At 66.4% G+C, this 26,403-nt stretch carries 20 protein-coding genes, 1 tRNA gene and 3 pseudogenes; 6 read left to right on the top strand and 18 right to left on the bottom strand.

The window, feature by feature from the left end:
- Positions 1–285: 285 nt before the first annotated feature.
- Positions 286–1,734 (bottom strand): recombinase family protein, encoded by a 1,449-nt coding sequence (locus B133_RS0105165; protein ID WP_018599656.1) that lies wholly within the window; start codon positions 1,732–1,734, stop codon positions 286–288.
- Positions 1,735–1,749: 15 nt separating this feature from the next.
- Between B133_RS0105165 and B133_RS25145 the strand changes: the two are divergent.
- Positions 1,750–1,935 (top strand): annotated as a pseudogene (locus B133_RS25145) (MBL fold metallo-hydrolase); the annotation flags it as partial.
- A gap of 4 nt (positions 1,936–1,939) precedes the next feature.
- Here B133_RS25145 and B133_RS0105155 read toward each other — a convergent pair.
- From B133_RS0105155 to uvrB, 5 genes are all read right to left on the bottom strand, one after another.
- Positions 1,940–2,383 (bottom strand): universal stress protein, encoded by a 444-nt coding sequence (locus B133_RS0105155; RefSeq protein ID WP_018599654.1) that lies wholly within the window; start codon positions 2,381–2,383, stop codon positions 1,940–1,942.
- Positions 2,384–2,744: 361 nt separating this feature from the next.
- Entirely contained in the window at positions 2,745–5,279 is a 2,535-nt protein-coding gene (locus B133_RS0105150; RefSeq protein WP_018599653.1) for an excinuclease ABC subunit UvrA, read from the bottom strand.
- 127 nt (positions 5,280–5,406) lie between these two features.
- A tRNA-Cys gene (locus B133_RS0105145) sits at positions 5,407–5,477 on the bottom strand.
- Positions 5,478–5,589: 112 nt separating this feature from the next.
- Complete coding sequence (locus B133_RS22385) at positions 5,590–7,029, bottom strand: MFS transporter (protein ID WP_018599652.1); 1,440 nt, start codon at positions 7,027–7,029, stop codon at positions 5,590–5,592.
- A 67-nt stretch (positions 7,030–7,096) separates the two neighbouring features.
- Entirely contained in the window at positions 7,097–9,256 is a 2,160-nt protein-coding gene (gene uvrB, locus B133_RS0105135; RefSeq protein ID WP_026255989.1) for an excinuclease ABC subunit UvrB, read from the bottom strand.
- Between the two features lie 67 nt (positions 9,257–9,323).
- Between uvrB and B133_RS0105130 the strand changes: the two genes are divergently transcribed.
- Positions 9,324–9,830, top strand: coding sequence for a DUF402 domain-containing protein (locus tag B133_RS0105130; protein ID WP_198291040.1), 507 nt, complete (start codon positions 9,324–9,326; stop codon positions 9,828–9,830).
- 11 nt (positions 9,831–9,841) lie between these two features.
- Entirely contained in the window at positions 9,842–10,360 is a 519-nt protein-coding gene (locus tag B133_RS0105125; protein WP_018599649.1) for a hypothetical protein, read from the top strand.
- Here the strand turns inward: B133_RS0105125 and coaE are convergent.
- The 4 genes from coaE to polA all read right to left on the bottom strand — a co-directional run bounded on the left by coaE (position 10,357) and on the right by polA (position 17,226).
- The gene (coaE, locus tag B133_RS0105120) at positions 10,357–11,532 is read right to left on the bottom strand and encodes a dephospho-CoA kinase (RefSeq protein WP_018599648.1); all 1,176 of its coding nucleotides are present in this window, start codon (positions 11,530–11,532) and stop codon (positions 10,357–10,359) included. The genes B133_RS0105125 and coaE overlap by 4 nt on opposite strands.
- A gap of 82 nt (positions 11,533–11,614) precedes the next feature.
- Positions 11,615–13,054: a 30S ribosomal protein S1 gene (rpsA, locus tag B133_RS0105115; protein ID WP_026255988.1), complete on the bottom strand. Its 1,440-nt coding sequence runs from the start codon at positions 13,052–13,054 to the stop codon at positions 11,615–11,617.
- A 233-nt stretch (positions 13,055–13,287) separates the two neighbouring features.
- Positions 13,288–14,556: a threonine/serine exporter ThrE family protein gene (locus B133_RS22380; protein ID WP_018599646.1), complete on the bottom strand. Its 1,269-nt coding sequence runs from the start codon at positions 14,554–14,556 to the stop codon at positions 13,288–13,290.
- A 9-nt stretch (positions 14,557–14,565) separates the two neighbouring features.
- On the bottom strand, positions 14,566–17,226 hold the full coding sequence (gene polA / locus B133_RS0105105) for a DNA polymerase I (RefSeq protein WP_198291039.1): 2,661 nt from the start codon (positions 17,224–17,226) through the stop codon (positions 14,566–14,568).
- Between the two features lie 167 nt (positions 17,227–17,393).
- On the opposite strand from polA, the pseudogene B133_RS24835 reads away from it, so the two are divergent.
- Positions 17,394–17,496: pseudogene (locus B133_RS24835) on the top strand (DUF167 domain-containing protein); the annotation flags it as partial.
- A gap of 92 nt (positions 17,497–17,588) precedes the next feature.
- Positions 17,589–18,284, top strand: coding sequence for a hypothetical protein (locus tag B133_RS0105100; RefSeq protein WP_026255987.1), 696 nt, complete (start codon positions 17,589–17,591; stop codon positions 18,282–18,284).
- A gap of 33 nt (positions 18,285–18,317) precedes the next feature.
- On the opposite strand, the gene B133_RS0105095 is transcribed toward B133_RS0105100, so the two are convergent.
- The 3 genes from B133_RS0105095 to B133_RS0105085 all read right to left on the bottom strand — a co-directional run bounded on the left by B133_RS0105095 (position 18,318) and on the right by B133_RS0105085 (position 20,693).
- A complete protein-coding gene (locus B133_RS0105095; RefSeq protein ID WP_018599643.1) occupies positions 18,318–19,034 on the bottom strand; it encodes a hypothetical protein in 717 nt (238 codons plus the stop codon).
- Between the two features lie 74 nt (positions 19,035–19,108).
- Positions 19,109–20,347 (bottom strand): alpha/beta fold hydrolase, encoded by a 1,239-nt coding sequence (locus B133_RS0105090; protein ID WP_018599642.1) that lies wholly within the window; start codon positions 20,345–20,347, stop codon positions 19,109–19,111.
- A gap of 16 nt (positions 20,348–20,363) precedes the next feature.
- Positions 20,364–20,693 carry a hypothetical protein gene (locus B133_RS0105085; RefSeq protein WP_198291037.1) on the bottom strand — a complete coding sequence of 110 codons (330 nt, stop codon included), beginning with the start codon at positions 20,691–20,693 and terminating at the stop codon, positions 20,364–20,366.
- A gap of 137 nt (positions 20,694–20,830) precedes the next feature.
- Here B133_RS0105085 and rbpA point away from each other — a divergent pair, with 137 nt between their 5' ends.
- The gene (rbpA, locus tag B133_RS0105080) at positions 20,831–21,169 is read left to right on the top strand and encodes an RNA polymerase-binding protein RbpA (protein WP_026255985.1); all 339 of its coding nucleotides are present in this window, start codon (positions 20,831–20,833) and stop codon (positions 21,167–21,169) included.
- 75 nt (positions 21,170–21,244) lie between these two features.
- On the opposite strand, the pseudogene B133_RS0105075 reads toward rbpA, so the two are convergent.
- The 5 genes and pseudogenes from B133_RS0105075 to B133_RS0105055 all read right to left on the bottom strand — a co-directional run.
- Positions 21,245–21,967: pseudogene (locus B133_RS0105075) on the bottom strand (polyprenol monophosphomannose synthase); the annotation flags it as partial.
- Positions 21,968–22,023: 56 nt separating this feature from the next.
- Positions 22,024–23,835, bottom strand: a complete 1,812-nt coding sequence (lnt, locus tag B133_RS0105070) for an apolipoprotein N-acyltransferase (RefSeq protein WP_018599638.1) — start codon at positions 23,833–23,835, stop codon at positions 22,024–22,026.
- Positions 23,828–25,435: an amidohydrolase gene (locus B133_RS0105065; protein ID WP_018599637.1), complete on the bottom strand. Its 1,608-nt coding sequence runs from the start codon at positions 25,433–25,435 to the stop codon at positions 23,828–23,830. The genes lnt and B133_RS0105065 overlap by 8 nt, the downstream gene beginning before the upstream one ends.
- A 6-nt stretch (positions 25,436–25,441) precedes the next feature.
- Positions 25,442–25,972 (bottom strand): FxsA family protein, encoded by a 531-nt coding sequence (locus tag B133_RS0105060; RefSeq protein WP_018599636.1) that lies wholly within the window; start codon positions 25,970–25,972, stop codon positions 25,442–25,444.
- 40 nt (positions 25,973–26,012) lie between these two features.
- Positions 26,013–26,396, bottom strand: coding sequence for a PPOX class F420-dependent oxidoreductase (locus B133_RS0105055; protein WP_018599635.1), 384 nt, complete (start codon positions 26,394–26,396; stop codon positions 26,013–26,015).
- Between the last annotated feature and the right edge of the window lie 7 nt (positions 26,397–26,403).

Raw genomic sequence — 26,403 nt, 5'->3', positions numbered from 1 at the left:
GAACTGGCTTTCGGCACAGCCGACACTCTAGGGTGTACACCCACCGGAACTCGCCACCCACGGCCCTTCTGGGGGTGGTGAGCTGCATATCGGGTACTCGATCGTCCAGGAGTCCGGTGGGCGTCACGCCCGTGCCGCTGATGTCCCAATGGCCGTCACCCCCAGGTGTGCAAGTAGCGATGGGCGGCACGGGGTGGGTCAGGTCGTCGCACACAACAGCAATCTCGCCCTCGCGGTGTTGTCGTTGTCGACGTGCAGCGGGTCGACGCTTCGGCCGGTTCCTGGTCACGTTGCCCTCCAACGTATTTCGATGTCTTCAGGGTTGAATCCAGGGCCGCGCCGAGTGGGGTTGATGACGACCCGCACCCCCAACGCTTCGAGCACCGCGCGGCGTTGGGCCACTGTCATCGCGTCCCAGCTCTCGCGTGCGGCGGGCCCGGACAGCGGGCGTATCGCGTCGATGTCGAGCGAAACGATCGACTGCGCGCGACGTCGCTCGGCGTCTTCGAGTTCGGGCTGTAGCCGCGCCGTGATGCGGCGCAACTGTTCGCCGGTGATGCCACCATCGGCGAACGTGTCGGCCGCCTCAGCCAGGCGCCGGCCGAGCTCGGCGGCACGCTCAGACCAATGTCGGGCTTCGTCGTCATCGCCGAGCAGCCACGTCATCGCATCGGGCTTCGACATCCGGTGTATGACAACCTCTTTCACCAGATTGTCGACGGCTGGTTCGGACCGGCCGACACAGCCCGACTTCGCATCGCACACGTACAGATCCAGCGGCCGGCCTCGGCTCCCCCGGACCGTGACTGCGCGCAGCCTCCCACCACACACCCCGCACTCGCCGATCCCCCACGACAGCAGGTGCTTCCGCAATCCAGGCCGCTTGGCACCGTTGGTCTGCCGTTCCGGCGCCGTCAACAACGCCACGACCTTCTCATGCTTGACACGGTCCACCAGGGGCGGCCAGCAGCCGCCGAACCGTTCCTCGTCCGGCTGGCCGCGGTGGTGCACCCGCTGCGCGATATTCGAGTCACGCAGCGCAAGTTTCTTCACCGAGGTCTTACCCCAGCGCGCCGACTTCGGGGCCGGCTCCCCTCGCTGGTTGAGGGATTCGGTCACCCCGACCAGTGACTCACCGGCGAGCAGCCGGTCTACGATCTCGCGGACTACCGCGGCCTCGCGCGGGTGCTCGGTCCAGGTCGCCGACGACCCGACGCCGTCCTTGAGCCACCCATAGCCGAGATCCCCGGCCGGCCGGCCGGACCGGGCTCGCCGGGCCGCCGCTGCCACGATGCGTTCAGATTTGATCTCCGACTCCCACGTCGCAAGCGCGCCCTGAATGTCTACCCACGTCCGACCAGCCGCGGTCGACAGGTCGTAGTCGCCTCCCTGGGCTTCGGAGACGTCAACCTTGCAGGCGTGGAATGCGTCGATGAATTCGGCCCGCTCGCGCCGGTTCCGGGTCATGCGGGTGAGGTGGTAGACGATTACCCGGTCGATCTTGCGATCGCGGGCCAGTCCCAGGACCCTCTGGTACCCGGGCCGGTCAGCGCCACGGAATGCCGAGATGTCATTGTCGGACTCTTCGGCGATGACGCTGTAGCCGCGCGCAGCTGCGAACGTGCGGGCGTTGTCGAGCTGGTCGGCGACACCCACTGCCTGGCCGGTGGTGTCCTGCGAGATGCGCGCGTACAGGGCGACACGCGCACCACCACCACCTGTTGACGTATTCACAGTTTCTAACCTACCGTGTTTCCGGGCGGGGTCGGCAAAACCCGGCGACCCGGCGATTTCGAAACCTTGCTGGGTGACGTGACGAGCAAGGTCTTCGACGTCTACGACGACAACACGGTTGTCTATCCCGGACACGGCGACGACACCACGCTGGGCGCCGAGCGGCCCCACCTGTCCGAGTGGCGCGAGCGCGGCTGGTGAGCAGCTAGCTCGTGTGGACGATCAGCACGTCAGTCTTGGACCGACGCGCCACATTCGCCGGCACCGAGCCGAGTAGCCGACCGGCGATCGTGCTCAGGCCCACATTCCCGACCACCAGCAGATCGGCCTTGACGTCTTCGGCCAGCTCGACCAGCGCGTCCACCGGGGCGCCGACGACCGGGCGCTCCTCGACGTCGGTGGCGCCAGCGGCCTTGGCACGGTCGGTCGCCTCCCGCAGGATTGCGTATATCGGCGCATTGCCGGCCGCTTGGTAGCCCTCGTCCTTGAGAACGTCGGCGGCCCGCTGGTCCTCGCTCTGCGGGAAGTACGCGGTCGCCACAATCAGCTTGGCGTTCGCCCCGGCGGCAATCTGACCGGCGCGGTCGACGGCACGCAGCGACGAATCGGATCCGTCCGTACCGACCACCACGGTGCGATAGGCGCTCATCCATACCCTCCCAGTGTCCGTTGCAACACCATCCGCGACAGTAACCCGTGGCCCGCTGAGCACGAGCGCGATTCACGACCCGCACGCACAACCGGCAAAACAACGGGGCTTTTCGACCGCTGGCGTCTACCGTGATCGATGGTAACCGCCCCGACGGTCGAATTGGCAGCAACCGTGACCTGCCCGACGTGCGTGGTTCCCACGTTGCCGACGCCCGGCCGGACCCATTTCATGGCCCAGCTCACCGCCGACGCTAGACCTGTTATCCACCAGTCGATTTGGCGACAGTCGGCGAACCCACGCTCGTGAATACCATTCGGCACCAACATATTCCGGTTCGTTCAAAGACGACTCGCGCGGGTCAGGACGGGCTCGCCGCCAGCTTCAGGGCGTCAGCGAGGTAAGGGGCACTGACGCTGTCGGAATGAGTCGACGCCTCCGCTGGTGTGCCGGTCGCGACGACACGACCTCCGTCCCCTCCGGCGCCTGGACCGAGATCGATGACGTAATCGGCCTGCGCGACGACACGCATGTCGAGTTCGACGACCACCACCGTGTTGCCCGCGTCCACCAGCTTCTGCAAGTGCACCATCAGTCGGTCGGTGTCTGCGGGATGCAATCCCGCCGAAGGTTCGTCGAGCAGGTAAAGCGCGTCCCCGCGGTGCGCTCGTTGCAACTCGGTGGCGAGCTTGACGCGCTGAGCTTCGCCGCCGGACAGCTCGGTCGCGGGCTGCCCCAGCCGCAGGTAGCCCAGCCCGACGTCACACAGCACCGTCAGCGAGCGCAGTATCTCGGTTTCGCCGTCGAAGAACTCGCGCGCTTGCTCAACACCCATCTGCAGGATCTCCGCGATGTTGCGATCGCGCCAGGTGATCTCCAATGTGCTTGCCTTGTAACGAGTTCCATCGCAGTCCGAGCAGGGGGTGTAGACGCTGGGCAGGAACAGCAACTCGACCATCACCCACCCTTCACCCTCACACGTCGGGCAACGCCCCGACACGACATTGAACGAGAACCGCCCGGCCTTATAGCCGCGGCGCCGCGATTCCGGGGTCTCGGCGAAACGACGACGGATGTGGTCGAACATGCCGGTGTAGGTGGCGACATTGGAGCGGGGCGTGCGGCCGATGGGCTTCTGGTCGATGCACACCACGCGCCGCAACCCGCCGATGTCGCCAATGATCTTGCCGTCAACCGGTGCGGAATCGCCTGCCAGCAGCAGGTCGTCGTCATCGGACGTGTCGTCGGTCGCACCGGTCACGGGGGCGCCCAGGTACTCGGCGACCAACGTCGGCAGCGCCTGACTCACCAAGCTCGATTTCCCCGCGCCCGAGATTCCGGTGACCGCGGTCAAACATTTCAGAGGGAACGACACCGACACGTCGTGAAGGTTGTTGCGGCTCACATGTTCCAACCGCAGCCAGCCGCCAGGGTCCCGCGGGGTGCGCAACACCGGCTTCGTCAGACCGAAAAGATAACGGCGCGTGGAGGATTCTTCCACTTGCTGCAGACCTTCCGGCTGGCCGCTGTAGAGGATCTGGCCGCCACGCTCGCCGGCGCCGGGTCCGATGTCGACCAACCAGTCTGCGGCGCCGATGATGTCGAGCGAGTGCTCGACGAGGAAGACACTGTTACCGCGTCGCTTCAGCCCCTGCAAAATGCCCAGCAGCGCGTCCCGATCGCGAGGGTGCAGCCCGGCCGACGGCTCGTCGAGCACGTACACCACGCCGAACAGCTGTGACGACAGCTGGGTTGCCAGGCGCAGCCGCTGCAGCTCACCCGACGACAGCGTCGGGGTGCTGCGGTCCAGCGACAGGTAGCCCAGGCCCAGATCCATGATCGGGTGCAGCCGTTCAAGCAGTTCGGCCGCCAAACGTCCAGCAGCGGCACGTTTTTCGATGGAAATATCGGAATCCGCGTGGTGCGCCGGCTCACCGGCGGCCACGGGTTCCAACAACTCCGCAAGTCGAATCAGGGAGAGGCCGGATAGTTCGGCGATGTCGAATCCCTCGAAAGTGACCGACAACGCCTCGGGCTTGAGCAGTTTGCCGTCACACATCGAACAGACCGCGCCGCGGACGAACTGGGAAACGCGCTTCTTCATCTGCGCGCTCTTGGTATTGGCGAAAGTGTCCAGAACGTAGCGCCGCGCGCCGGTGAAGGTGCCCTGATAACTGGGCTCCATATCCATCGCCAGGGCCCGACGCGTCTGCGCCGGCGTGAACCCCGCATATACCGGCGCGGTCGGCCGTTCGTCGGTGTAGAGGATCCAGTCCCGATCCTTCTTCGGCAGGTCCTTCCACGGCGTGTCGACGTCGTAGCCCAGAGACACCAGGATCTCGCGCAGGTTCTGCCCGTGCCACGCCGCGGGCCACGACGCGATAGCCCGGTCGCGGATCGTCAGCGACGGATCGGGCACCATGAGTTCCTCGGGCACCTCGTACACCCGGCCGATACCGTGACACGCCGGGCACGCGCCCGGCACAGTGTTCGGGGAGAAATCCTCCGCGAACAGCATGGGCTGGTCAGCCGGGTAGTGCCCGGCACGCGAGTAGAGCATGCGCACGAGGCTCGACAGGGTCGTCACACTGCCCACCGACGACCGTGCGCTGCCGGCACCACGCTGCTGCTGCAGGGCCACCGCGGGCGGCATCCCCTCGATGGAATCGACGTCGGGAACACCCACCTGGTCGATCAGTCGCCGCGCGTACGGGGCCACCGATTCCAGGTAGCGGCGTTGCGACTCGGCGAACAACGTGCCGAAGGCCAGTGACGACTTACCCGACCCCGACACACCGGTGAACACCACCAGTGCGTCCCGCGGAACATCGACATCGACATTCTTGAGGTTGTGTTCCCGGGCGCCGCGCACCCGGACATCGGCCGGTATGTCCATCGACCGCTCATCCCACGGTCGCTCCAACGATCTCGTCATCACCACGCGACACTAGTCGGGGCGCGGACGGGTAGTCGAACCCATACCGAGGCACACCCGGTTGCGCATCAGGGTCAAGATCAGGGCGAGCGAGTGACGGGATTCGAACCCGCGTTAACGGCTTTGCAGGCCGGTGCCTAGCCATTCAGCCACACCCGCACTGATCACCACAGTGCCAGCCGGCGCCCCGCGCGCCCACCGTTGCGATCTTGATGATCGTTAACGCTCGTCTCCCCCAGCGGCCTGATGCTCACTCTGTCCGGGAGCGGAGTCACCGCAGTCCATCAGCTCGAATCGGGCCCGGAACAGTACCGGCATGCCGACGCCCGGCACGGACCGACGAGATCGTCGCGACCGAGGCCAGTACGGCGAGACCACCGAAGAGATACCGAGCAGCGGACACGTCACCGGTCTTCGACAGATTGACCACGATACCGGCGAGCCCGGCACCGAATGCCCCGCAGATCAGCTGAACCGTGTTGATCGCAGCGGCCGCGGCAGGTCCCTCGGCTGGATCGTTCACGCTGTTCATCGCCCAAGCTGAGAGATGCGGCCAGGCCACGCCGATGCCTATACCCGCGATCAGCAAGGCCGCCGCCCATCCGGCCACCAACCCCGGTGCCATCCCGTCGCGGACCAGCGCTGCCGCTGACGCCAAGCCGACCCCAACTACCAGCGGCGCCAACCCCACCGCCCGGACCACCACCCGCTCGTTGCGGACAGACGCGCTGACGAGCTCACCGATCGTCCAGCCGACCGACAACACCGCCCCGAAGAATCCCGCCACCACCGGGCTCAGGTGAGCCAGCCGCTGGCCGAACAACGGCACGTACATATCGACCATGGTGGCGGCCATCAGCGCGCCCAGGGTCAGGTAGATCCACTTGAGTGGCCCAGGTCCGAAAACACTGGGCGGCAACACCGCCGACGTGGCCCGCCGATCGACCACGAGGAAGCAGCCGACCAGACCGAGGCCGACCACCAGCATCGCAACCGTGGCCCGTGCATCGTTCGGTACACCGGCCACACTCACCGCCATCGCCGCCGCCCCGAGCAGCACCAGCGACCACACCGGGATGCCCGGCGTCGGAGCTCGCTCAGCGGCACGATCCCGGCCGGGCAACGCGACCGGCACCAGTACCGACATCGCGACGGTCAACACCGCGAGCAGGCCGAACGCCCACCGCCAGAGCCCCCACTGCGCGAACAATCCACCGGCCGCCGGGCCGACGACCGTGCCGACACCCCACATTGCCGAGACCAGCGCAGAAGCCTTGGTCCACAAGGTGTTCGGCAGAGCGGTGTTGATGACGGCATAGCCGAGGCCGGCCAGCAGGCCGCCGGCGAAACCCTGCACGGTGCGACTCGCAAGCAGCAGAGGCATGCTGGGAGCCAGAGCGCAGGCGAGGCTGCCGGCTCCGAACACCGCGAGGCTCAGTAGGTACGCCCGACGCGAACCCATCCGCATGAGCACCGAGGGCACCGTCGTCGCTGCGACCACCGAAGCGACCAGATACACCGCGGTGACCCACGCGTACAACCGGTGACCACCGATCTCGGCGACGGCGCTGGGCAGCAGGCTGATGGTGATGAACTCGTTGGTCGCGTACAGCAGCACACCGCCGGCCAGCACCGTCGATGCACCGAGATGTTTGGGCCCCAGCAGTCGCCGCCAGGTCCCCTCGGCTTCAGCCGCTACGGTCTCGGTCACGACGTTGACGCTAGGAGCTCAACCGACATTGAGGTCAAGCGGGGCGGTCGCTCGACTCGACAAAGGCTTATTTGAGACCCGCGGCGTCCATTCCACGCAATTCCTTTTTCAGATCCGCGACCTCGTCGCGGATCCGGGCGGCCAACTCGAACTGCAGGTCTCGCGCAGCAGTCATCATCTGCTCGGTCAAATCCTTGATGAGATCGGCCAATTCAGCGCGCGGCATGTTGGAGGTGTCACGACCCTCGACGATGCCCGCACTGACAGCCCGGCCCGGTGCGCCCTGCGCGCGACGCCCGCGCGAGGCGTTGCGCCCGGAGCCACCGACCTCCACCGCCTCAGTGTCGTCGGCCTCGCGGTAGACCTGATCAAGGATGTCGGCGATCTTCTTCCGCAACGGCTTCGGGTCGATGCCATTGGCCTCGTTGTAAGCGATCTGCTTGGCGCGGCGCCGCTCGGTCTCGTCGATGGCCTCGCGCATCGAGTCCGTGATCTTGTCGGCGTACATGTGCACCTCGCCGGACACGTTGCGGGCCGCGCGACCGATGGTCTGGATCAAGCTGCGGGTCGACCGCAGGAACCCCTCCTTGTCGGCGTCGAGAATCGCCACCAGCGACACCTCTGGGAGGTCCAAGCCCTCACGGAGCAGGTTGATGCCGACCAGCACGTCGTACTCACCCAACCGCAATTGCCGCAGCAGCTCCACGCGACGCAGCGTGTCAACCTCGGAGTGCAGGTAGCGCACCCGGATGCCGAGTTCCAGCAGATAGTCGGTGAGGTCTTCGGCCATCTTCTTGGTCAGGGTCGTCACCAACACGCGCTCGTCACGTTCGGTGCGGATGCGAATCTCCCCGATCAGGTCATCGATCTGCCCCTTGGTGGGCTTGACCACAACCTGCGGATCCACCAACCCGGTCGGGCGGATGACCTGCTCGACGAACTCGCCGCCGGCCTGGCCGATCTCGTACGGACCGGGCGTGGCCGACAGATAGACGGTCTGGCCGATCCGGCTCGCGAACTCCTCCCAGGTCAACGGCCGGTTGTCGACAGCGGACGGGAGCCGGAACCCGAAGTCGACCAGGTTCCGCTTGCGGGACATGTCGCCCTCGTACATACCGCCGATCTGCGGGACCGTGACGTGGGACTCATCGATGACCAGCAGGAAATCCTCGGGGAAGTAGTCGAGCAGGCAGGCGGGAGCGGAACCTGCCGGGCGTCCATCGATGTGGCGCGAGTAGTTCTCGATACCTGAGCAGAAGCCGACCTGCTTCATCATCTCGACGTCATAGTTAGTACGCATCCGCAGCCGCTGGGCCTCCAGCAGTTTGCCCTGACGCTCCAGATCGGACAGCCGCTCTTCCAGTTCCTCCTCGATGGTGGAGATGGCACGGGCCATGCGCTCGGGCCCGGCCACGTAGTGGGTGGCCGGGAAGATCCTCAGCGAATCGACCTGGCGGACGATGTCGCCGGTGAGCGGGTGCAGGTAGTACAGCGCCTCGATCTCGTCGCCGAAAAATTCGATACGTACCGCCAACTCTTCGTACGACGGGATGATCTCGACGGTGTCGCCGCGCACCCGGAACGTTCCCCGAGTGAATGCCATGTCGTTGCGGTTGTACTGGACGTCGACCAGCAATCGCAGCAGACCGTCGCGAGGTACCTCGTCGCCGACGTTCAGCTCGACAGAACGGTCCAGGTAGGACTGCGGCGTGCCGAGGCCGTAGATGCAAGACACCGAGGCGACCACGACGACGTCGCGCCGCGACAGCAGGCTGGACGTCGCCGAATGCCGCAGCCGCTCGACATCGTCGTTGATCGAGCTGTCCTTCTCGATGTAGGTGTCGGTCTGGGCGATGTACGCCTCGGGCTGGTAGTAGTCGTAGTACGAGACGAAGTATTCAACCGCGTTGTGCGGCAACATCTCCCGAAGCTCATTGGCAAGCTGCGCGGCGAGCGTCTTGTTGGGCGCCATCACCAGCGTCGGCCGCTGCAACCGCTCGATCAGCCACGCCGTGGTGGCCGACTTGCCCGTACCGGTGGCACCGAGCAGCACCACGTCGCGCTCACCCTCTTCGATCCTCCGTTGCAGCTCGTCGATGGCGGCAGGCTGGTCGCCGGCCGGGGCGTACTCACTGACCACCTCGAACCGGCCGCCGGTGCGAACGATCTCGTCGACAGCGCGATACTCCGAGTAAGCAAGCACGGGATGTTCGGTCGCGAAGGCCATGCTCACCAGGGTAGAACCGTCCGCCGACAAGTTCCGGCCGTGTTCTCTGCCCGCGTAGGCTGATGCCATTCACCCGCCCAAGCACGAGACATTCGACCTGGTCGCCCGCACGAACACCGACCCCAAAGGGATTGTGCGGGCGGTCGACGTATACGCAGTCGAACCGTGGGGTCTGTACCTAGCGCGGCCGACCCCGGGGCGAGCCCAATTCCATTACCTTCAGTCGTGGCTGCTGCCGCCTCTGGGGCTGCGTGTGACGATCTTCCATTTCAACTCCGGTTACGAGCGCGACCAGGATTTCTACCTCGACGTCGGCCTGTACACGCCGGGCGAGACCGCATGGTATTCGGAGGACCACTACCTCGACCTGGTCCTGCGCACCGAGATCGGCGTCGAATTGTGCGACGTGGACGAACTGGTGACAGCGGTGCGCCACGGTCTACTCAGCCCCGAGAAGGGCGAGCAGGCGATCCAGACCGCCGCGGCTGCGATCGACGGGTTGGCCCGCCACGACTACGACCTCGACCGGTGGCTTGCCGGCAACGGCATGGCCCTCACGTGGCGGACCTTGTAAGGTCGGCAATCATGAGCTCGACTAAGTACGCCGGGGTGACGGCTGCCGCACTGGCGGGACTGCTCTTCGGCGCGCAGTTGATTCCCGGTACGGCTGCAGCCGACCCCGAGGCACCACCGCAGCCCAGTGCAGCACCGCAGCCAGACCAGCAACTGCACAACGCCACCTACCGAGCCAGGATCGACGGGGTTTCGCGCAACGCGATGATCTCCTACAAGATCGACGACAACAACATCAACAGCGCCAACCCCACCATGTTGCCGGGCCGCATCTTCGAGGCCACCGGAGTGGTGTCCGAACCACAGCTCGCCGGCATGACGGTATCCATCGACTGGCCGTATTCAGCGAACCTGCACTGTGAGATCCTCGTAGACGACCAGATCGTGGCCCAGGCCGACACCTGGGTCGGGCCGCGGCTGACGCGCCCGCACGACGATCCGACCTACGGCAGCCTGGCGTGCGGAGCACCCCTGTCGCCCGGCACCGGACCCATCGACGCAGCGGTACCCTCTCCACCGCCTGCGGGCTAAGGCCGCCAGCCGGTGCTATCAGCCCAGAGCCAGGCCCGCCGATAGGCATCCAGGAACCACGGTTCCTTGGCGGCGGCGTAGTCCGGCGCGGCCAGGGCTGCCCGCTTGATCTCGCGGTACTCAGGCTGTACGCCGGGGTTGGCAGCTAGCCAGTCCCGAAACAGCAACGCGAACCGTTGATTCGGGTTTCCGTCCACCCGAACATGCACATTCGTCGGCCGACCCGGATCGGCCGACGCATGAAAACGCTTGTGCCACAATGCCGGACCACCGGAATGCGGCCCCGCGTGCGGGTTGTCGTGCGTGATCGCCGGGACCAGCGGATAGCCGGCGCTCAACAGTGGCCCATCGAGTTCGACGGCGATATCTAGGGACGCCACTGTGATCTGGATGTCGATGACGTCTTTGGCGTCCATACCGGGCACTGCCGTCGAGCCGATGTGATCGATTCGCACCGCACGGTGCCCGCAGGCCGTGTTCAGCCGGGCGATGATGCGCAGGGCCTGATCGGGCCATGACGCGTCGTAGGGTACGACCTTGGGCGGTACCTGGATGGGTTGACGGGCCTGCAGATTGTGGGCGAACGGCAAGATGCGCTCGTGCCAGAGGCCACGGGCCTGCTCGACCAGCGCGCCGGCGGACCCGGAGTTGTCCAGCCAGACGTCGGCCACCGCACGGCGCTGCGCCTCGGTGGCCTGCGCCGCGACACGGGCGCGCGCGTCCTCCTCGCTGAAACCGCGGTAGGCGATGAGTCGCTTGACCCGCGTTTCGACGTCGGCGTTGACAATCACCACCAGCGGGAACAATGGTGCCATCTGGGACTCCACCAGCAGCGGGATGTCCTCGACGATCACGGCATCTTCGGCAGCCGCGGCGACGAGCTCCGAACGCCGGTGCGCCACCAGTGGATGCACGATCCCGTTCAGCATTGCGCGCTTCTCGTCGTCACTGAAGGCCAGCGCCGCCAACGCGGGCCGGTTCAGCGCGCCGTCCGGCAGCAGGATGCCGTCACCGAACGCGTCGACCAGCTTGGTCAGCCCCTCGGTCCCGGGCTCGACCACCTCTCGGGCGATGACATCGCCGTCGACGACGATGCCGCCGAGGTCTGCGAATGTCGCCGAGACCGTTGACTTCCCAGCGCCGATCCCGCCGGTCAACCCGATGCGAAGCACGGCAACAGTGTCTCAGTGGCCCCGAACGAAGAACTCCCCGGCTCGTACTGAGCCGGGGAGTTCTTCATGCTATGGGTTCGCCTCAGGCGTTACCCGCGAGCTTCTCGCGCAGTGCGGCGAGCTGGGCATCGCTGGCCAGCGTTCCGCCGGTCGACTCCTCCGAACGCGAAGAACTGTTGGCCGGCGGGGCACTGGCAGCCTCAGCCTCCGCAGCCGCAAACTTCTCCATCTGGGTGGTGTGCATCTTGTGGCGACGTTCGGCCTCGGCGTACCGGGCCTCCCATTCGTCACGCTGCTTCTCGAAGCCCTCGAGCCATTCGTTGCTCTCGGCGTCGAAGCCCTCGGGGAAGATGTAGTTGCCCTGATCGTCGTAGCTGTCGGCCATGCCGTACTTCGACGGGTCGAACTCCTCGGTGTAGTCCTCGTTGGCCTGCTTGAGGCTCAACGAAATGCGACGCCGCTCCAGGTCGATGTCGATGACCTTGACCATCGCGTCGTCGCCGACGGCAACCACCTGGTCGGGGACCTCGACGTGGCGCTCGGACAGCTCCGAGATGTGCACCAGACCCTCGATGCCCTCCTCGACGCGGACGAATGCACCGAACGGCACCAGCTTGGTGACCTTGCCCGGCACGATCTGCCCGATCGCGTGGGTACGGGCGAAGTGACGCCACGGGTCTTCCTGAGTCGCCTTGAGCGACAACGAAACCCGCTCGCGGTCCATGTCGACGTCGAGCACCTCGACGGTGACCTCGTCGCCCACCTGAACCACCTCGGACGGGTGATCGATGTGCTTCCAGGACAGCTCGGAGACGTGCACCAGGCCGTCCACGCCGCCCAGATCGACGAACGCGCCGAAGTTGACGATCGAAGAGACCACACCCTTGCGGATGGCGCCCTTGGTGAGCTGGTTGAGGAACTCGCTGCGCACCTCGGACTGGGTCTGCTCCAGCCAGGCGCGGCGGCTCAGCACCACGTTGTTGCGGTTCTTGTCCAGCTCGATGATCTTGGCCTCGATCTCCTTGCCGATGTACGGCTGCAGATCGCGGACCCGACGCATCTCGACCAGCGATGCGGGCAGGAAGCCGCGCAGGCCGATGTCGAGGATCAGGCCACCCTTGACGACCTCGATGACGGTGCCCTTGACGGCCTCGTCCTTGTCCTTGAGCTCCTCGATGGTGCCCCAGGCACGCTCGTACTGAGCGCGCTTCTTGGACAGGATCAGGCGACCTTCCTTGTCCTCCTTGGTGAGAACGAGTGCCTCGACCTCATCGCCCACGGAAACGACCTCGTTGGGGTCGACGTCGTGCTTGATGGAGAGTTCGCGGGAAGGAATGACACCTTCGGTCTTGTAGCCGATGTCGAGCAGGACCTCGTCGCGGTCCACCTTGACGATGGTCCCTTCGACGATGTCGCCATCGTTGAAGTATTTGATGGTCTTGTCGATGGCGGCGAGAAAATCCTCAGCCGAGCCGATGTCGTTGACGGCTACTTGCGGCGAGGTGACGGAGGGACTTGGCATGTGGTGGGTTGCTCCGGACAGGTTGAATCGTAGGGACATGAAACGTGCGTGTTTTGGTTTCGGCGCGAGCGCCGAGATCATGCAGGTGCACCTGAGTCAACACACAGGTACTTCTTGAGCGTACTCGACCGGGGACACGCTGGACAAACCCGGTCCGCGTCGGCCCGGGCCAGCCGTGCATGCTCGGCGGCGCCGATCCTGGGGCTGGCGGATCAACTACCGCGCGCTGGGTGTTACCCCGCAGCAGGGTCCGTCGCGTCGGGCGGGCTGGGCCTGGGTGAGCGCCGCAACGTGCTGCGCTTGGCCAGTTCCCAGATCACCAGCCCCGCCTGCAGACCGAGTGCCACCGAGATCATTGAGATGACGGTAGCGGGGAACGCCGAGTCGCCTTCCGCTCCGAACAACTCGGTCACCCCGATCAGGCCCATCGAACCCGGCACCAGCAGCCAGAACCCGGGCAGGATGAGGGTGATCGCGGGTGGTGCGCTCCGGCGCCGGGAGATGACGAGCGCTGACACGGTCAGCACGAGACCACCGCAGAAGCCGCTGGCGTAACTGCCCAACACCAGATCCCCGATGAACTGGGCGGTGAACGCCGTATAGACGATCACGGCCAGCCACGGCAAAAACCACAATGGGGGTGCCAAGAACAGCATCACGCCGACGGCGTACACCGCGACGCCAGCCCACGGCGCCCACGCTCCGATCTTGTTGATGGGTTCGGGGCTGAGCTGGCTGCCGTCCGCACCGAGCACTTGAGTGGCGATCAGGATCCCGAACGCCAATTGCGCGATCTGCATGAAGCCCGCTATCAGTCGGCTCGACCCGGAGATGACGTCGCGGGCCGTCAACTCGACGACTGCCATGGTGATCGCGGCACCCGGCAGGAACATCGCCAGCGGTGGGATCAGCGCCCGCAGGCTCACGTGGTCGTATCCCAGGTGGTGGGCACCGGTCATGCAGATTATCGACACCGCGAACGCGCTGATGGTGGGGACCATGTGCTGCAGCATCGCGACACGTCGCCCCGCCGCGCAGAACAGGCCGACCATCAAGCCGAGCACCGCGGCCGCGGCAAGGTTCACCAGCGTCGGTTCCAGCACCAGGGCAAGCCCGGCGCTCTGCACGCCGTACCCCAGCACCGAGACCCAGCCGGGATACCGGCTACGCATCGCGAGGATGCGGTCCAGGCGGCTCTCGCCGTCCGCGGGCTGGACACGGCCCGCCATCGCGTCGGACACCAATCGTGCCAGCGGGAAAATCTGGTCGAATCGCAGCTCACTGGTTAGGTACGCCGATTTGACCACCGTTCCGGACTCGGTTGCCGGCCCCACCACCTGCACATAGTTGGGAAAGGCGACGAAATCGTTGGGCACGCCGTAAGCGGCTGACGAGCGCTGCACCATCTGTCGGACCAGGGTGACCGGATAGTTCGCGGCGCCCATCGCCGCGCCCAGCCGAGCGACGAAACTAACCTGATCGTTGGCGAGCGACTCTGTCATGGCGCGGAACTAGTGGGCTGCCGCATCCCAGGTCCGGCCGTATCCGACCGACACCTCTAGCGGAACGTCCAAGGGGTAGGCATCGCCCATGTGCTCACGCACCAGCGCCTCGAGTGTGTCCCGCTCCCCCTCGACGACCTCGAACAGTAGTTCGTCGTGCACCTGCAGCAGTATGCGTGATGTCAGACCGGCCGATTTGATGGCCTTGTCGACGTTGATCATCGCGACCTTGATGATGTCGGCCGCACTGCCCTGGATCGGCGCATTGAGCGCGGCCCGCTCGGCGGCCTCGCGGACATTGCGGTTGCTGCTGTCGAGCTCGGGCAGATAGCGTCGGCGCCCGAACACCGTCGAGGTGTAGCCGTCCTTGCGGGCCTGGTCGACGACGTCGCGGAGATAGTCGCGGATGCCGCCGAACCGGGCGAAGTACTGCTCCATCTGCACCTTCGCCTCTTCGGTGGAGATCTTGAGCTGGCTGGCCAGGCCGTAGGCGCTCAGACCGTAGGCCAGCCCGTAGGACATCGCCTTGACCCGTCGCCGCAGCTCGGGCGTCACCTCGTCGATCGGTACGTCGAACGCACGGGACGCCACGAACGAATGCAGGTCTTCCCCGGTGTTGAACGCTTCGATCAGGCCCTCGTCGCCGGAGAGGTGGGCCATGATGCGCATCTCGATCTGGCTGTAGTCGGCCGTCATGAGCTCGGCGTAACCGTCGCCTACCACGAACGCGTCTCGGATGCGCCGACCCGCTTCGGTGCGGATCGGGATGTTCTGCAGGTTGGGCTCGGTCGACGAGAGCCGGCCGGTCGCGGCGATGGTCTGGTTGAACGTGGTGTGAATGCGCCCGTCGGAGGCCACCGAGTTCAGCAGGCCGTCGACGGTCACCTTGAGCCGGGTGGCGTCGCGGTGGGTGAGCATGTGCTGCAGGAACGGGTGCCCGGTCTTGTCGAACAACGACTGCAACGCGTCGGCGTCGGTGGTGTAGCCGGTCTTGGTGCGTTTGGTCTTCGGCATCTCCAGCTCGTCGAACAGCACGACCTGCAGCTGTTTGGGCGAGCCGAGGTTGATTTGCTTGCCGATGACCGCGTACGCGGCCTCGGCGGCGTCGCGGATCTGATCGGCGAAGTCACTCTGCAGTTCCTTGAGCCGCTCACTGTCGACCGCGATCCCCGTGTGCTCCATCTCGGCGAGCACCCGTTGCACGGGCAGCTCCATGCGCCCCAGCAGTGACGACGAGTCGATCCGCGCGAGCTCCTCGTCGAGCGCGTCGGCGAGGTCACCGACCGCCGAGGCGCGCAAGAGCAACGTCTGGACGGCGTGCTCGTCGACTCCCTCGGTGTCATCGAGCAGCGAAAGCTGTTGCTGCCCTGTGTCTTCGGCGCGCAATTCACGTTTGAGATAGCGCAGGGACAGGTCGTCGAGTGCGAAGCTACGCTGCCCGGGCCGTACCAGGTAGGCCGCAAGCGCGGTGTCGGAAGTCACCCCCGCCAGATTCCAGCTACGCCCGGCCAGGTCGTGCATGGCGAGCTTGGCTTCGTGCAGTGCCTTCGGCGGTCCTGGATCGGCCAGCCACGACGCAAGCGCCGCCTCGTCATCAGGGGTCAGTGTCGCGGTATCGAGGTAGCAGCCCTCACCGTCGGCCGCGGCGATAGCCAACGCAGTGGCGTCGGAGTCGAAAGCTCGGTGGGTGCCCACCACCGCCAACCCGAAACGACGGCCGTTGCTGTGCTCGGCCAACCAGGCCGCCAACTCACCGGGCGCGAGCACACCGCCGCGTACCTCGAAGCCGGCCTCGACCTCGGGGTCAGCGGAGCTGAGGGTGTCGAACAGCCGGTCGCGCAGGACCCGGAACTCCAGGTCGTCGAACAGCCGGTGAATGTGGTCGCGGTCCCACGGCAGCATCCGCAGCGTGTCGGGCGTCTGTGCCAGCGGCACATTCTTGACCAGCTCGGTCAGCTCGCGGTTGAGAACGACGCTGGAGAGATTGGCGCGCAACGCATCCCCGACCTTGCCCTTGATCGTGTCGACGTTGTCGACGAGGCTCTGCAGCGAGCCGTGCTCAAGGATCCACTTGGTGGCCGTCTTCTCCCCCACGCCCGGTATACCGGGCAGGTTGTCACTCGGGTCACCGCGCAGCGCGGCGAAGTCAGGGTATTGGGTGGGCGTGAGCCCGTATTTGGCGACGACGGCGTCGGGGGTGAACCGGGTGAGCTCGCTGACGCCCCTGACCGGGTACAGCACCGTGACGTCATCGCTGACCAACTGCAGCGAGTCCCGATCGCCGGTGACGACCAGTATCCGATATCCGGCATCCTGCGCCTGCGTGGCAAGGGTGGCGATGATGTCGTCGGCCTCGAAGCCCTCCTCGGAGAGCACTGTGATGCCGAGCGCGTTCAGTACCTCTTTGGTGATGTCGATCTGGCCCCGGAATTCGTCGGGTGTGGCCGAACGCCCCTCCTTGTACTCCGGATACTTGTCTTTACGGAATGTCTTGCGGGACACGTCGAACGCAGCGGCAACGTGGCTGGGCTGCTCATCGCGCAGCAGATTGATCAGCATTGCGGTGAAGCCGTACACCGCGTTGGTGGTGAGCCCGCCCTGTGTCTTGAAGTTTTCCGCGGGCAGCGCGTAAAAGGCGCGGAACGCCAGCGAGTTGCCGTCAAGGAGCATGAGGGTGGGCTTGCTGGTGGGCTGGGCGTCCGTCACGCACCTAACTCTATGCACCGCCCCCGACGAGTTCGGGCCGGTCTCTCCGCGACCGTGCGGGTCTGCTGGTCGACGCACCGCTGAACAGCAGTATTTCGGGCACGCTCACGCGACGACGAGGCGTGTGTGAGGCCGTCACGAAATTGCTTGCCCGCACATCTCGGCCTGCCGCCCAGCAGGGTGGAGCTTGTTTCGGGTGCCACTGCGCGTCTCAAGCGTTTTCGGGTGAGCTGACGCGCGACGAGCGTGCGCAGAACGCTGCCCGAACACGGCGTGCCGGGCAGCAGACCCGCACGGTCGGCGACACGTACCGCTAGCCTGGCGGGATGCGGATTGCTGTGATCATCGCGGTGTCTGCGCTACTGGCAGGGTGCTCGACCGGGGGCGGCGGGGAGACTCAATCGACGTCGCAGGCCCGAGTGTCGACGCCTACCAGCTCGGCGCAGCCGTCAAGCGCCAAACCGGCGCCGACGACGCCACCCGTGCCGACGTCGGCGCCTCCCGCCGGAACGCCGATGTCCCAGGTCATTCGCTGGGTCGAGGCCGGCACGCAGGCCGATCCGGCCGGTTTCCACACCGCCACCCGTGACGGCCAGGCCACCGACCTGGGTGACGATGTTGCGTTCGTCACGACCGCAGGGCGGTGCGCAACCGACAAGCTGGTCAACGGAGAGCTGGCCTGCCTGGTCAAGACCGACGGCCTGCCGCCGAAACCGTCCGACGTGGAGGGTGAATGGATCTCGGGGTGGGTGGATTTCGGTGGGCCGACGCTGGAGATCGGCTCGCTGCACGGTGATCCGGGCCGGTTCACCTACGGCGACGGAACCAAACTGCCCACCGGAGAATCGATCGCGTTCGGCGACTACCGCTGCCGCGCCGACGCCACCGCACTGATCTGCGTCAACTACGCGCACCAATCCGGGATGCGGGTGAGCCAGACCGGCGTCGAACCGCTCGGCTGCCTGAAGCCGACACCACCGGCGGTCGGCATCGGCAGACAGTTCAGCTGCGAGCCCGCTTAGGAGTTTCCGGAGCCGCCTGGGGAGTCGAGTGGCTCAGCCGAAACGCGTGTTCCCGGTGACGAGCTGCGCGACGACGTGGTGACCGTTGATCGTCGACGTGAACGAACCGTTCTGCAGCCGGATCAGCTGCTGCGCCTGTTGCAGCTTGCGCTTGTTGCGGACCTGGGCCTGGAACTGCTGGGCGTTGAGCTGTTGCAGCTCAGCCTGCTCGAAATCACGACCGGAGATGCCGCCGTTGAACTGCACACCGACCGCCGAGCCATCGGGGCGCACCACCCACGACGCCCGCACACCCTCGAAATCTGCGGTGTACATGCCCGCGGGGTCGGTCACCGCGGCAGCAGTGAACGTGTAGTTGACGCCGTTCATCGTCAGATCACCCTTGGCGTCGGAAGCGGTGAACGACGCCTTGAGCGTGTCCCGGAGCTTCGAGGTGATGTCGATATTGCCGTCGGTCTGGTTACCGAAGAACCACGCCTCGTCATCGACTCCGTTGCAGGCGTAGGCCGTGACGTTGGTGCCGTCGACCGAAATACCGAGGGTCATCTTCTTGCCTTCGGTCTCCATGTCCGCCATGTACCGCACGGACGCGGGCAGCGGCGCGGGTGTGGCGGCCGCAGGAGTTGTTGTCGAAGCCGCCGCGGGTGACGATTCGGCCTCCGGGGCGGAACCGCCGGAGCAGGCAGACAGGGTGCCCAAGGCGATCATCGCGCTGACACCCATGATCAGGTTGCGGAGGGATTTTCTCATGTCATCAGCATGGATGGCCGCCGTCCGCGGTGCATGAAGATTATGTGGAGATTGTCTGGAGAAGCGCGGCGGTTTCAGTCCGCCAGGAACCGGTCCAGCTCGTCACCGAATACTTGCCAGGCCGGCTCCGTCGACGTCAGCAGATGGTTGTTGCTCGACAACGCCACCAGCTGAGCGTCGGGGATCAGCGTGGCCAGTTCCTCGCCGAACCGCATCGGCACCCGGTGATCGTCACGTGAGTGCATGATCAGGGTTGGGCACCGGACTTCACTGGCTGCGTCGCGGACGTCGATGCGCGCGAACTCCTCCAGGAACCGGACCGCGTTCTCCGGTGATGTGGTGCGCCGCTGCAGTTGATCGAACGCGGCCCAGTCTGCGCGGGTGCCGTCGGGCAGGAACTGGGCGGCGAACACCTGCCGGAAAGCCGGGTCATCGCGACCCCAGCCGACCCTGGCCAGATCGAGATCGAGTGCGGCAGCACGCTTTTCATCCTCACTGACGGCCCGAACGGCGCGACCCCTGGCGTATGCCCCGCACAGCACCATTCGGCTGACACGCTGCGGGTGCCGCGCCGCGTAGGCCACGGCCACGGCGCCGCCCTGCGAAACACCCAGCAGCGGAAAACGTTCCAGCCCGAGAGCTTCCACCACCGATTCCAGGTCGTCGACCCAGTCATCGAATGAGAAGTCGGAGACCTCCCAATCCGAGAGCCCGCAGCCCCGCTCGTCGTAGCGGACGAAGGTGTGATGGCGCGACAGGTCACGCACCCAATGCCGCCACACGGGGCTTTCGATGTCATGTCCGAGGTGTGTCATCCAGTTCGCCGCGCGTACCAACGGCGGACCCTCGCCCGCCACGGCGTACGCGAGCCGCACACCGTCGCCGGCACGACAGAACGCGATGCGCTGCCGCGGCGGGGGTTGCTCCTCTTCCCTCGGCGGCACAGTCTCGGCCCGCGCAGCCTCGGGTTCGTCGAGGACGCCGACGAACTGGTAGCCACGGCCCCGCACGGTCCGGATGTAGCGCTGCGATTCCCCATCATCGCCAAGGGCCCGACGCGCCGCCTTGATTCGGCTGGTCAGCGCCGCCTCACCGACGAACCGGCCACCCCACACCGAATCGAACAGTTCTTCCTTGGTGACCACCCGGTCGTGGTGGCGGACCAACTGGTTGAGGACGTCGAACACCTGCGGCTCGACCCGGATCACCTCGGTGCCGCGCCGCAGCTCATACCGACCGACGTCGAGCACAAAATCGTCGAAGCGACATGCGCGCGTCGCTTCGGTCTGTTCGTGCTGCGATCCGCCGGACACTGTGGCAATCGTAGAGCTAACGCCAGCCGTCGGCCGCCTTTGCGGCGTGCATCAACGCGTCGCACAACTGCCGAAGCTCGGCGGAGGCGGCACCCTCATCGACGGCGGTGGCGAGATCCTCGGCCGCGCACCGAACCTGATAGACCCGGTCAGACAGTTGGGCGGCTTCCTCGGCGGTGAGCACCACCGAATCCGGGGCCAGTGAGGTGCCCTTCACCAGGGAACGTTGCTCGTATGCCCGCTGACGACACGACTGTCTGCAGTACTGCCGCCGGCGCCCCATACCCGCGTCGGCTACCTCGCGCCCGCACCACCGGCACGGTTGCGGACGATGACGTCTGGCAATTCCGGTGGCCATGGTCCCCGACTGTAGACGGCCGCAGATCGTGATCGGCGTATCATGGACGGCTGAGTCGGGAACCTGGCAACGCCATCAAGCGTTGATACATCCGGATAATTTCGTGTGACTGAGGAGTGTTGACGATGGCTGATCGCGTCCTGAGAGGCAGTCGCCTCGGAGCCGTGAGCTACGAGACGGACCGCAACCATGACCTGGCGCCGCGTCAGGTTGCCCGCTACCGGACGGACAATGGCGAAGAGTTCGATGTGCCGTTCGCCGACGACGCCGAGATTCCCGGCACCTGGCTGTGCCGTAACGGCATGGAGGGCACCCTCATCGAGGGTGACGTACCCGAGCCCAAGAAGGTTAAGCCGCCCCGTACCCACTGGGACATGCTGCTGGAGCGCCGCTCGGTGGAGGAGCTCGAAGAACTGCTCAAGGAACGTCTCGACCTGATCAAGAGCAAGCGTCGGGGTAGCTGAACCACTGACAAAAGCCGCGAGGGTGCACCGAAGTGCACCCTCGCGGCTTTTTCTGGGTTAGCTCGGCACTCCGCGGGCCCGGTCCAGACGTCCCCGGATACCCCACTCGGCAACTCTGAACATCGCTTCACGGATGTTGGATCCGCTCATCTTCGAGACACCCAGTTCACGTTCGGTGAACGTGATCGGCACCTCGACGACGCTGAAGCCGTTGGTGATGGCTCGCCAGGTGAGGTCGATCTGGAAGCAGTAACCCTTCGAATCCACCGCGGACAGGTCGATCTTCTCCAGCACCTCACGCCGGTAGGCGCGGTATCCGGCGGTGATGTCGTGGATGCCCACACCCAGCAGTAACCGTGAGTAGGTGTTGGCGGTCTTGGACAGCGCCAGGCGCCGCCACGGCCAGTTGCGCACCGTGCCACCCGAGACGTACCGCGAGCCGATGGCCAGATCGGCACCCGCGTCCACGGCGTCGAGCAGCCGATACAGCTCCTCGGGAGCGTGGCTGCCGTCGGCGTCCATCTCCACCAGCACCGAGTAGCCCCGGCCCAGGCCCCAGGCGAATCCGGCCAGGTAAGCCGCACCCAAACCAGCCTTGGTCGTGCGGTGCATGACGTGCACCCGGTCCGGGTCGGCCAGGGCCAGCTCATCGGCCAGGTCACCGGTCCCGTCCGGGCTGCCGTCATCGACGATCAGCACGTGGACGTCGGGGCGTGCGCGGTGCACGCGGCCGACGATCAGCGGCAGGTTCTCCAGCTCGTTGTAAGTCGGGATGATGACCAACGTGCGCCTGCTGGGTTTGCCATCGTCCTGGCGAGGGGTCTCCCCCGGGTTCGCTCCGTCACCGGGGACTGTCATGTGACTCCTTCATCGTCGCCGGCGTTCGCCTTCCGGCGCCGGAAAACTCTTGGCACGAACCCTCCATTTTGCCGTATCGCAACGACCAGCGCCGCAAGAGCGGCCCCGAAGCCGATAACCACCAGCACCGCCTGTACCAGCGGGCCCCACCGGGTGGCCGGTGTCAGGTCGGACTTGAGCCGGACCTGACTGTCCAGATACGCCGGCTGGAACCACTCGGTGCGCGCCAGCTCACGGCCATCCGGAGCGATCACGGCACTGATACCGGTGGTCCCCGCGACCACCACGTACCGGTCGTGTTCGACGGCCCGCAGCTTGGCGAATGCCAGCTGCTGGAAACTCATCGTTGCATCGAACGTCGCGTTGTTGGTGGGCACTGCCAGCAGCTGGGCCCCGTTGAGCACAGATTCACGGGCAGCCCGGTCGAAGATCACCTCCCAGCAGGTGGTGACCCCGATGGGTACGCCCGCGGCATGCACGACGCCGTCGCCGGTACCGGGGACGAAGTAGCCTGCACGATCGGCATAGGACGACAGGTGGCGGAAGAAACCGCGCCACGGCAGGTATTCGCCGAACGGTTGGACGATCTGCTTGTCGTGCCGTTCGCCGGGGCCCGTAGCCGGATCCCACACGATCACCGTGTTGTTGGCGACGGGATCGTCGGGCGTGTAACCGTCGGCTTTGACCACGCCACCGACGAGGATCGGCGCCTTGATGGCAGCGGCCGCGGCGTCGATCTGCGCGGCGGCGTCGGCGTTGGCCAGCGGGTCGATGTCGGAGGAGTTCTCGGGCCAGATGACGAACATCGGCTGCGCGGCTCGGCCTGCCCGCACGTCGTCGGCCAGCCGCCCGGTCTCGCGGACGTGATTGTCGAGCACTGCGCGTCGTTGCGCGTTGAACTCCAGGCCGAGCCGGGGGACGTTGCCCTGCACGGCAGCGACGGTTACCGATGGTTCGTCGGCGACGCCGACAGCGGAGTGCCGCACCTGCGGCCACAACAACGCGGTGCCCAACAGCACCACCGAGACACAAACGCCGGGCAGCACGACAGCCGGGGCCGGCACGCCGGGCTTGTGGCCGTGGTGCCACCACTGGACGATCTCTAAGGTCACCAGTGTCAGGCTGAACGCGACCAGCGCGACCGCGAACGACACCAGCGGCGCCCCGCCCACCCGCGCAATCGACAGTAGTGGGCCGTTCGACTGACCGAACCCGACCACACCCCATGGGAATCCACCGAACGGCACGGTCGACTTGAGCCATTCCGCAGAGACCCACAATGCGGCGAACCACAGTGGCCAGCCCGGTAACTGCCGAACCAACACGGCCAACAGCCCGAACACCCCGCAGAACACCGCCTGCAGCGCCGCCAGCACCAGCCACGGCACCGGACCGACCAAACCACTGATCCACGGCAGCAGCGGGATGTAGAACGCCAACCCGAACAAGAATCCGTAGCCGAAACCGCCGGCTCGGGTGGTGGATGGCAGCGTCAGCACCCAGCCCAGCAGCGCCGGCGCCGCGAACGCCGTGGCCCACCAGCCCACGGGCGGGAAACTCGCCCACAGCAACAGTCCGCCTCCGACAGCGGCACCGAGCTGGGCCCAGCGGTCGAGGGTCGCGCGGCCTAACCGGCGCCCCCACGAGGTCAGCGCGGCGAGGCGATCCGGCGGTGGTTTGGCCGAGTCGGTGCTCGCGTCGGGATCGTCGATCCCGACGTCTTCCTCGAACCCGGCATCGTCCGCGTCGTCGACGTCCGGCAGCACCTCGGTGGCGTCATGCGGGCGTTCGAAATCGTCGCTAGCCATGGATGACGACGCCCCGGTGAACGGTCTGCCGGCACCGCGGCAGCTCGGACCCGGCCGCGAGCCGCGGCAATGCGGGCACCCGCGACCGTGGGTCGGTCGACCAGCGCTGCACAGCGTTCGTCGGTGCGCTGACCTCCAGATGATCGGTGTCCCAGATCGCATAGCTGGCCGCGGCGCCCGGCACCAGGGTGCCGGTGACACCGTCGCGCACGCCGCCCGCGCGCCAGCCACCACGGGTAGCCGCGGCGAACGCGGCACGGGCGGACAGGGCACTGCGGGGGGTGTGGTGCTGGATCGCCGCGCGCACGGTCTGCCACGGGTTCATGCTGGTGACCGGGGTGTCTGAGCCGAACGCGAGGGGCACGCCTTCGGATGCTAACAGCGCAAGCTGGTTGAGCCGGCGGGCTCGGTCCGGTCCGAGGCGCTGGGCGTACATGCCATCGTCGCCGCCCCACAGCGCGTCGAAGTTCGGTTGCATGCTGGCGATCACACCCCACGAGCCGAGCTGGGCGGCATGGGCGGGGCTGACCATCTCCAGATGCTCGAGCCGGTGCCCGCAGCGCGCCACCGCGGGCGCGCCTAACGCCTCGACGACGGTCGTCAGGGCCGCGATGACAGCGGTGACCGCAGCATCGCCGATGACGTGGAACCCGGCGGCGATTCCCGCCTCGGTGCACGCCCGCAAGTGTGCCGTGATGACTTCGGGGTCGAGGTAGGAGTTGCCGCAGGTGTCGGGTGCGTCGGTGTAGGGCTCGTGCAGGTGTGCGGTGCGCGAGCCGAGTGCCCCGTCGACGAACAGGTCACCGGCTAGCCCGCGCGCACCGGTCTCGGCGATCAGTGTTCTGGCCTGGTCGGGGTCGGTGACGGCTTCGCCCCAGTAACCGATGATCTCGACGCCGTGATGGAGCCCGCGCAGCTCGTGCCAATCGTCAAGGCCACCGATGTCCGGGCCCGCGCATTCGTGGACCGCGGCGATGCCGTGGCCGGCCGCATGGTCGAGAGCCGCGAGCTGTGCGGCGTGACGCTGGTCCGGCGTGAGCCGGTCCCGCGCCGCGGCGCGGACCAGATGGTGGGCTTCAGCGCTGAGTGGCAGTTGCGGCGCGTACCCGGCTGCCTTGCTCAGCCCGGGCACCAAAGTGCGCAGCGCGCTGCTGGCGGCCGCCGAATGCACGTCGACCCGGGCCAGGTAGGCCGGCCGGTTCCCCAGCACGGCGTCGAGGTCCGCGGTGCTCGGCGGGGTGCGCTCGGGCCAGCGGGATTCATCCCAACCGTGACCCCACACCGGGCCCGCGGGGTGGCATCGCGCGTACTCGACAATCAGCCGCAGGCACTCCGCTCGTGAGGTCGCCGCGCGCAGATCCAGACCGCCCAGATTGAGCCCGGTGGCGGTGAGGTGGACATGGCTGTCCACGAACGCCGGGGCGACGAAGCCGCCGTCGAGATCGACGACGCGAGCCTCGGGAAACTCCGAACGGCCGACGGCATCGCTGCCCAACCAGGCGATGACGCCGTCGCGCACGGCGAACGCCGTGGCATCGGGGTTGGCGGGACTGTGGATCCGCCCGTTGATCAGGAGCTCGGTCAAAGGTTGGTCAGCCATATGTGGCTAGGCCGTCGGTGGCAGACGATGCAGTTCGGGTTCGGTGCCCTTAGGGTTGCCCTCGCGTGCGGGCACGTCGATGATTTCGCCCTCGATGATTTCCCCGTCAATGTAGTCGCCACGTCCGCCGTGAGGCGCGCTGGCACCGGCGGCCCAGACAAAACCGGGTGCGCTCGCCGTGATGATCGGTATCCGCTTTGCTGCCATCGCCGTCAGCACCGGGCGTGCCACGGCCCGCGTCGGCGGCAACAGCAATAGTGCTCCGAGCACCGAGCTGGCCAGACCCGGGATCACCACCAACACGGTGCCCAGCGCCACCAGCAGACTGTCGGTGACGGCACCCTGCGCGCTGGTGGCCGAGAGCCCCGAGCGCAGCCGGCGAAGGTGCCGGTTCAGCTGCGAACCCGCCAGCACCAGCCCCACGACGAACGAGGCCAGCAGCAACAGCACGGTCCAGCCGAAGCCGATGGTCGCAACCAGGGTGATGATCACCACCATCTCGACCAATGCGTAGATGCCGAACAGCCGCTTTGCCATGTCTATTCAACGGTTCGGCGCGCCACAGGGTTCCGCGCGGTCAGTCGGCCGCGCGCAACTCCAGTCCGACATTGCGCCGCATGCCGGCGCGCAGTTTGCTGAACAGGTTGAACGCCTTGCCGATCAGACCGTACCGCTTGCCGATGGCGTCGTACACCTCGCCATTGCGGGCCTGGTCGAGGATGACGGCCTGCGCCTCGACCGGCTCACTCTCGGGGTTTCCCCGCATGTCGCAGACCGCGAGGGTGACGCGCGGCGTGTTGCGGATGCGTTTGACCTTCCAGGAATCCGCTTCGGTGATGACCAGCAGCCGGTCCCCGCTGGGGGCGGCCCAGATGGGTGTCGGCTTGGGCCGGCCGTCCTTGGTGAACGTGGTCAGCAGCACGTACTTGGCCTCGGCGACGTCGGCGAAGGTGACAGGCATGGCATCA

The sequence above is a fragment of the Mycobacterium sp. 155 genome, from assembly GCF_000373905.1.
Classification (GTDB): Bacteria; Actinomycetota; Actinomycetes; order Mycobacteriales; family Mycobacteriaceae; genus Mycobacterium.
Note: the sequence above shows the minus strand (reverse complement) of the source record. Positions and strands in the feature narration are given on the sequence as shown.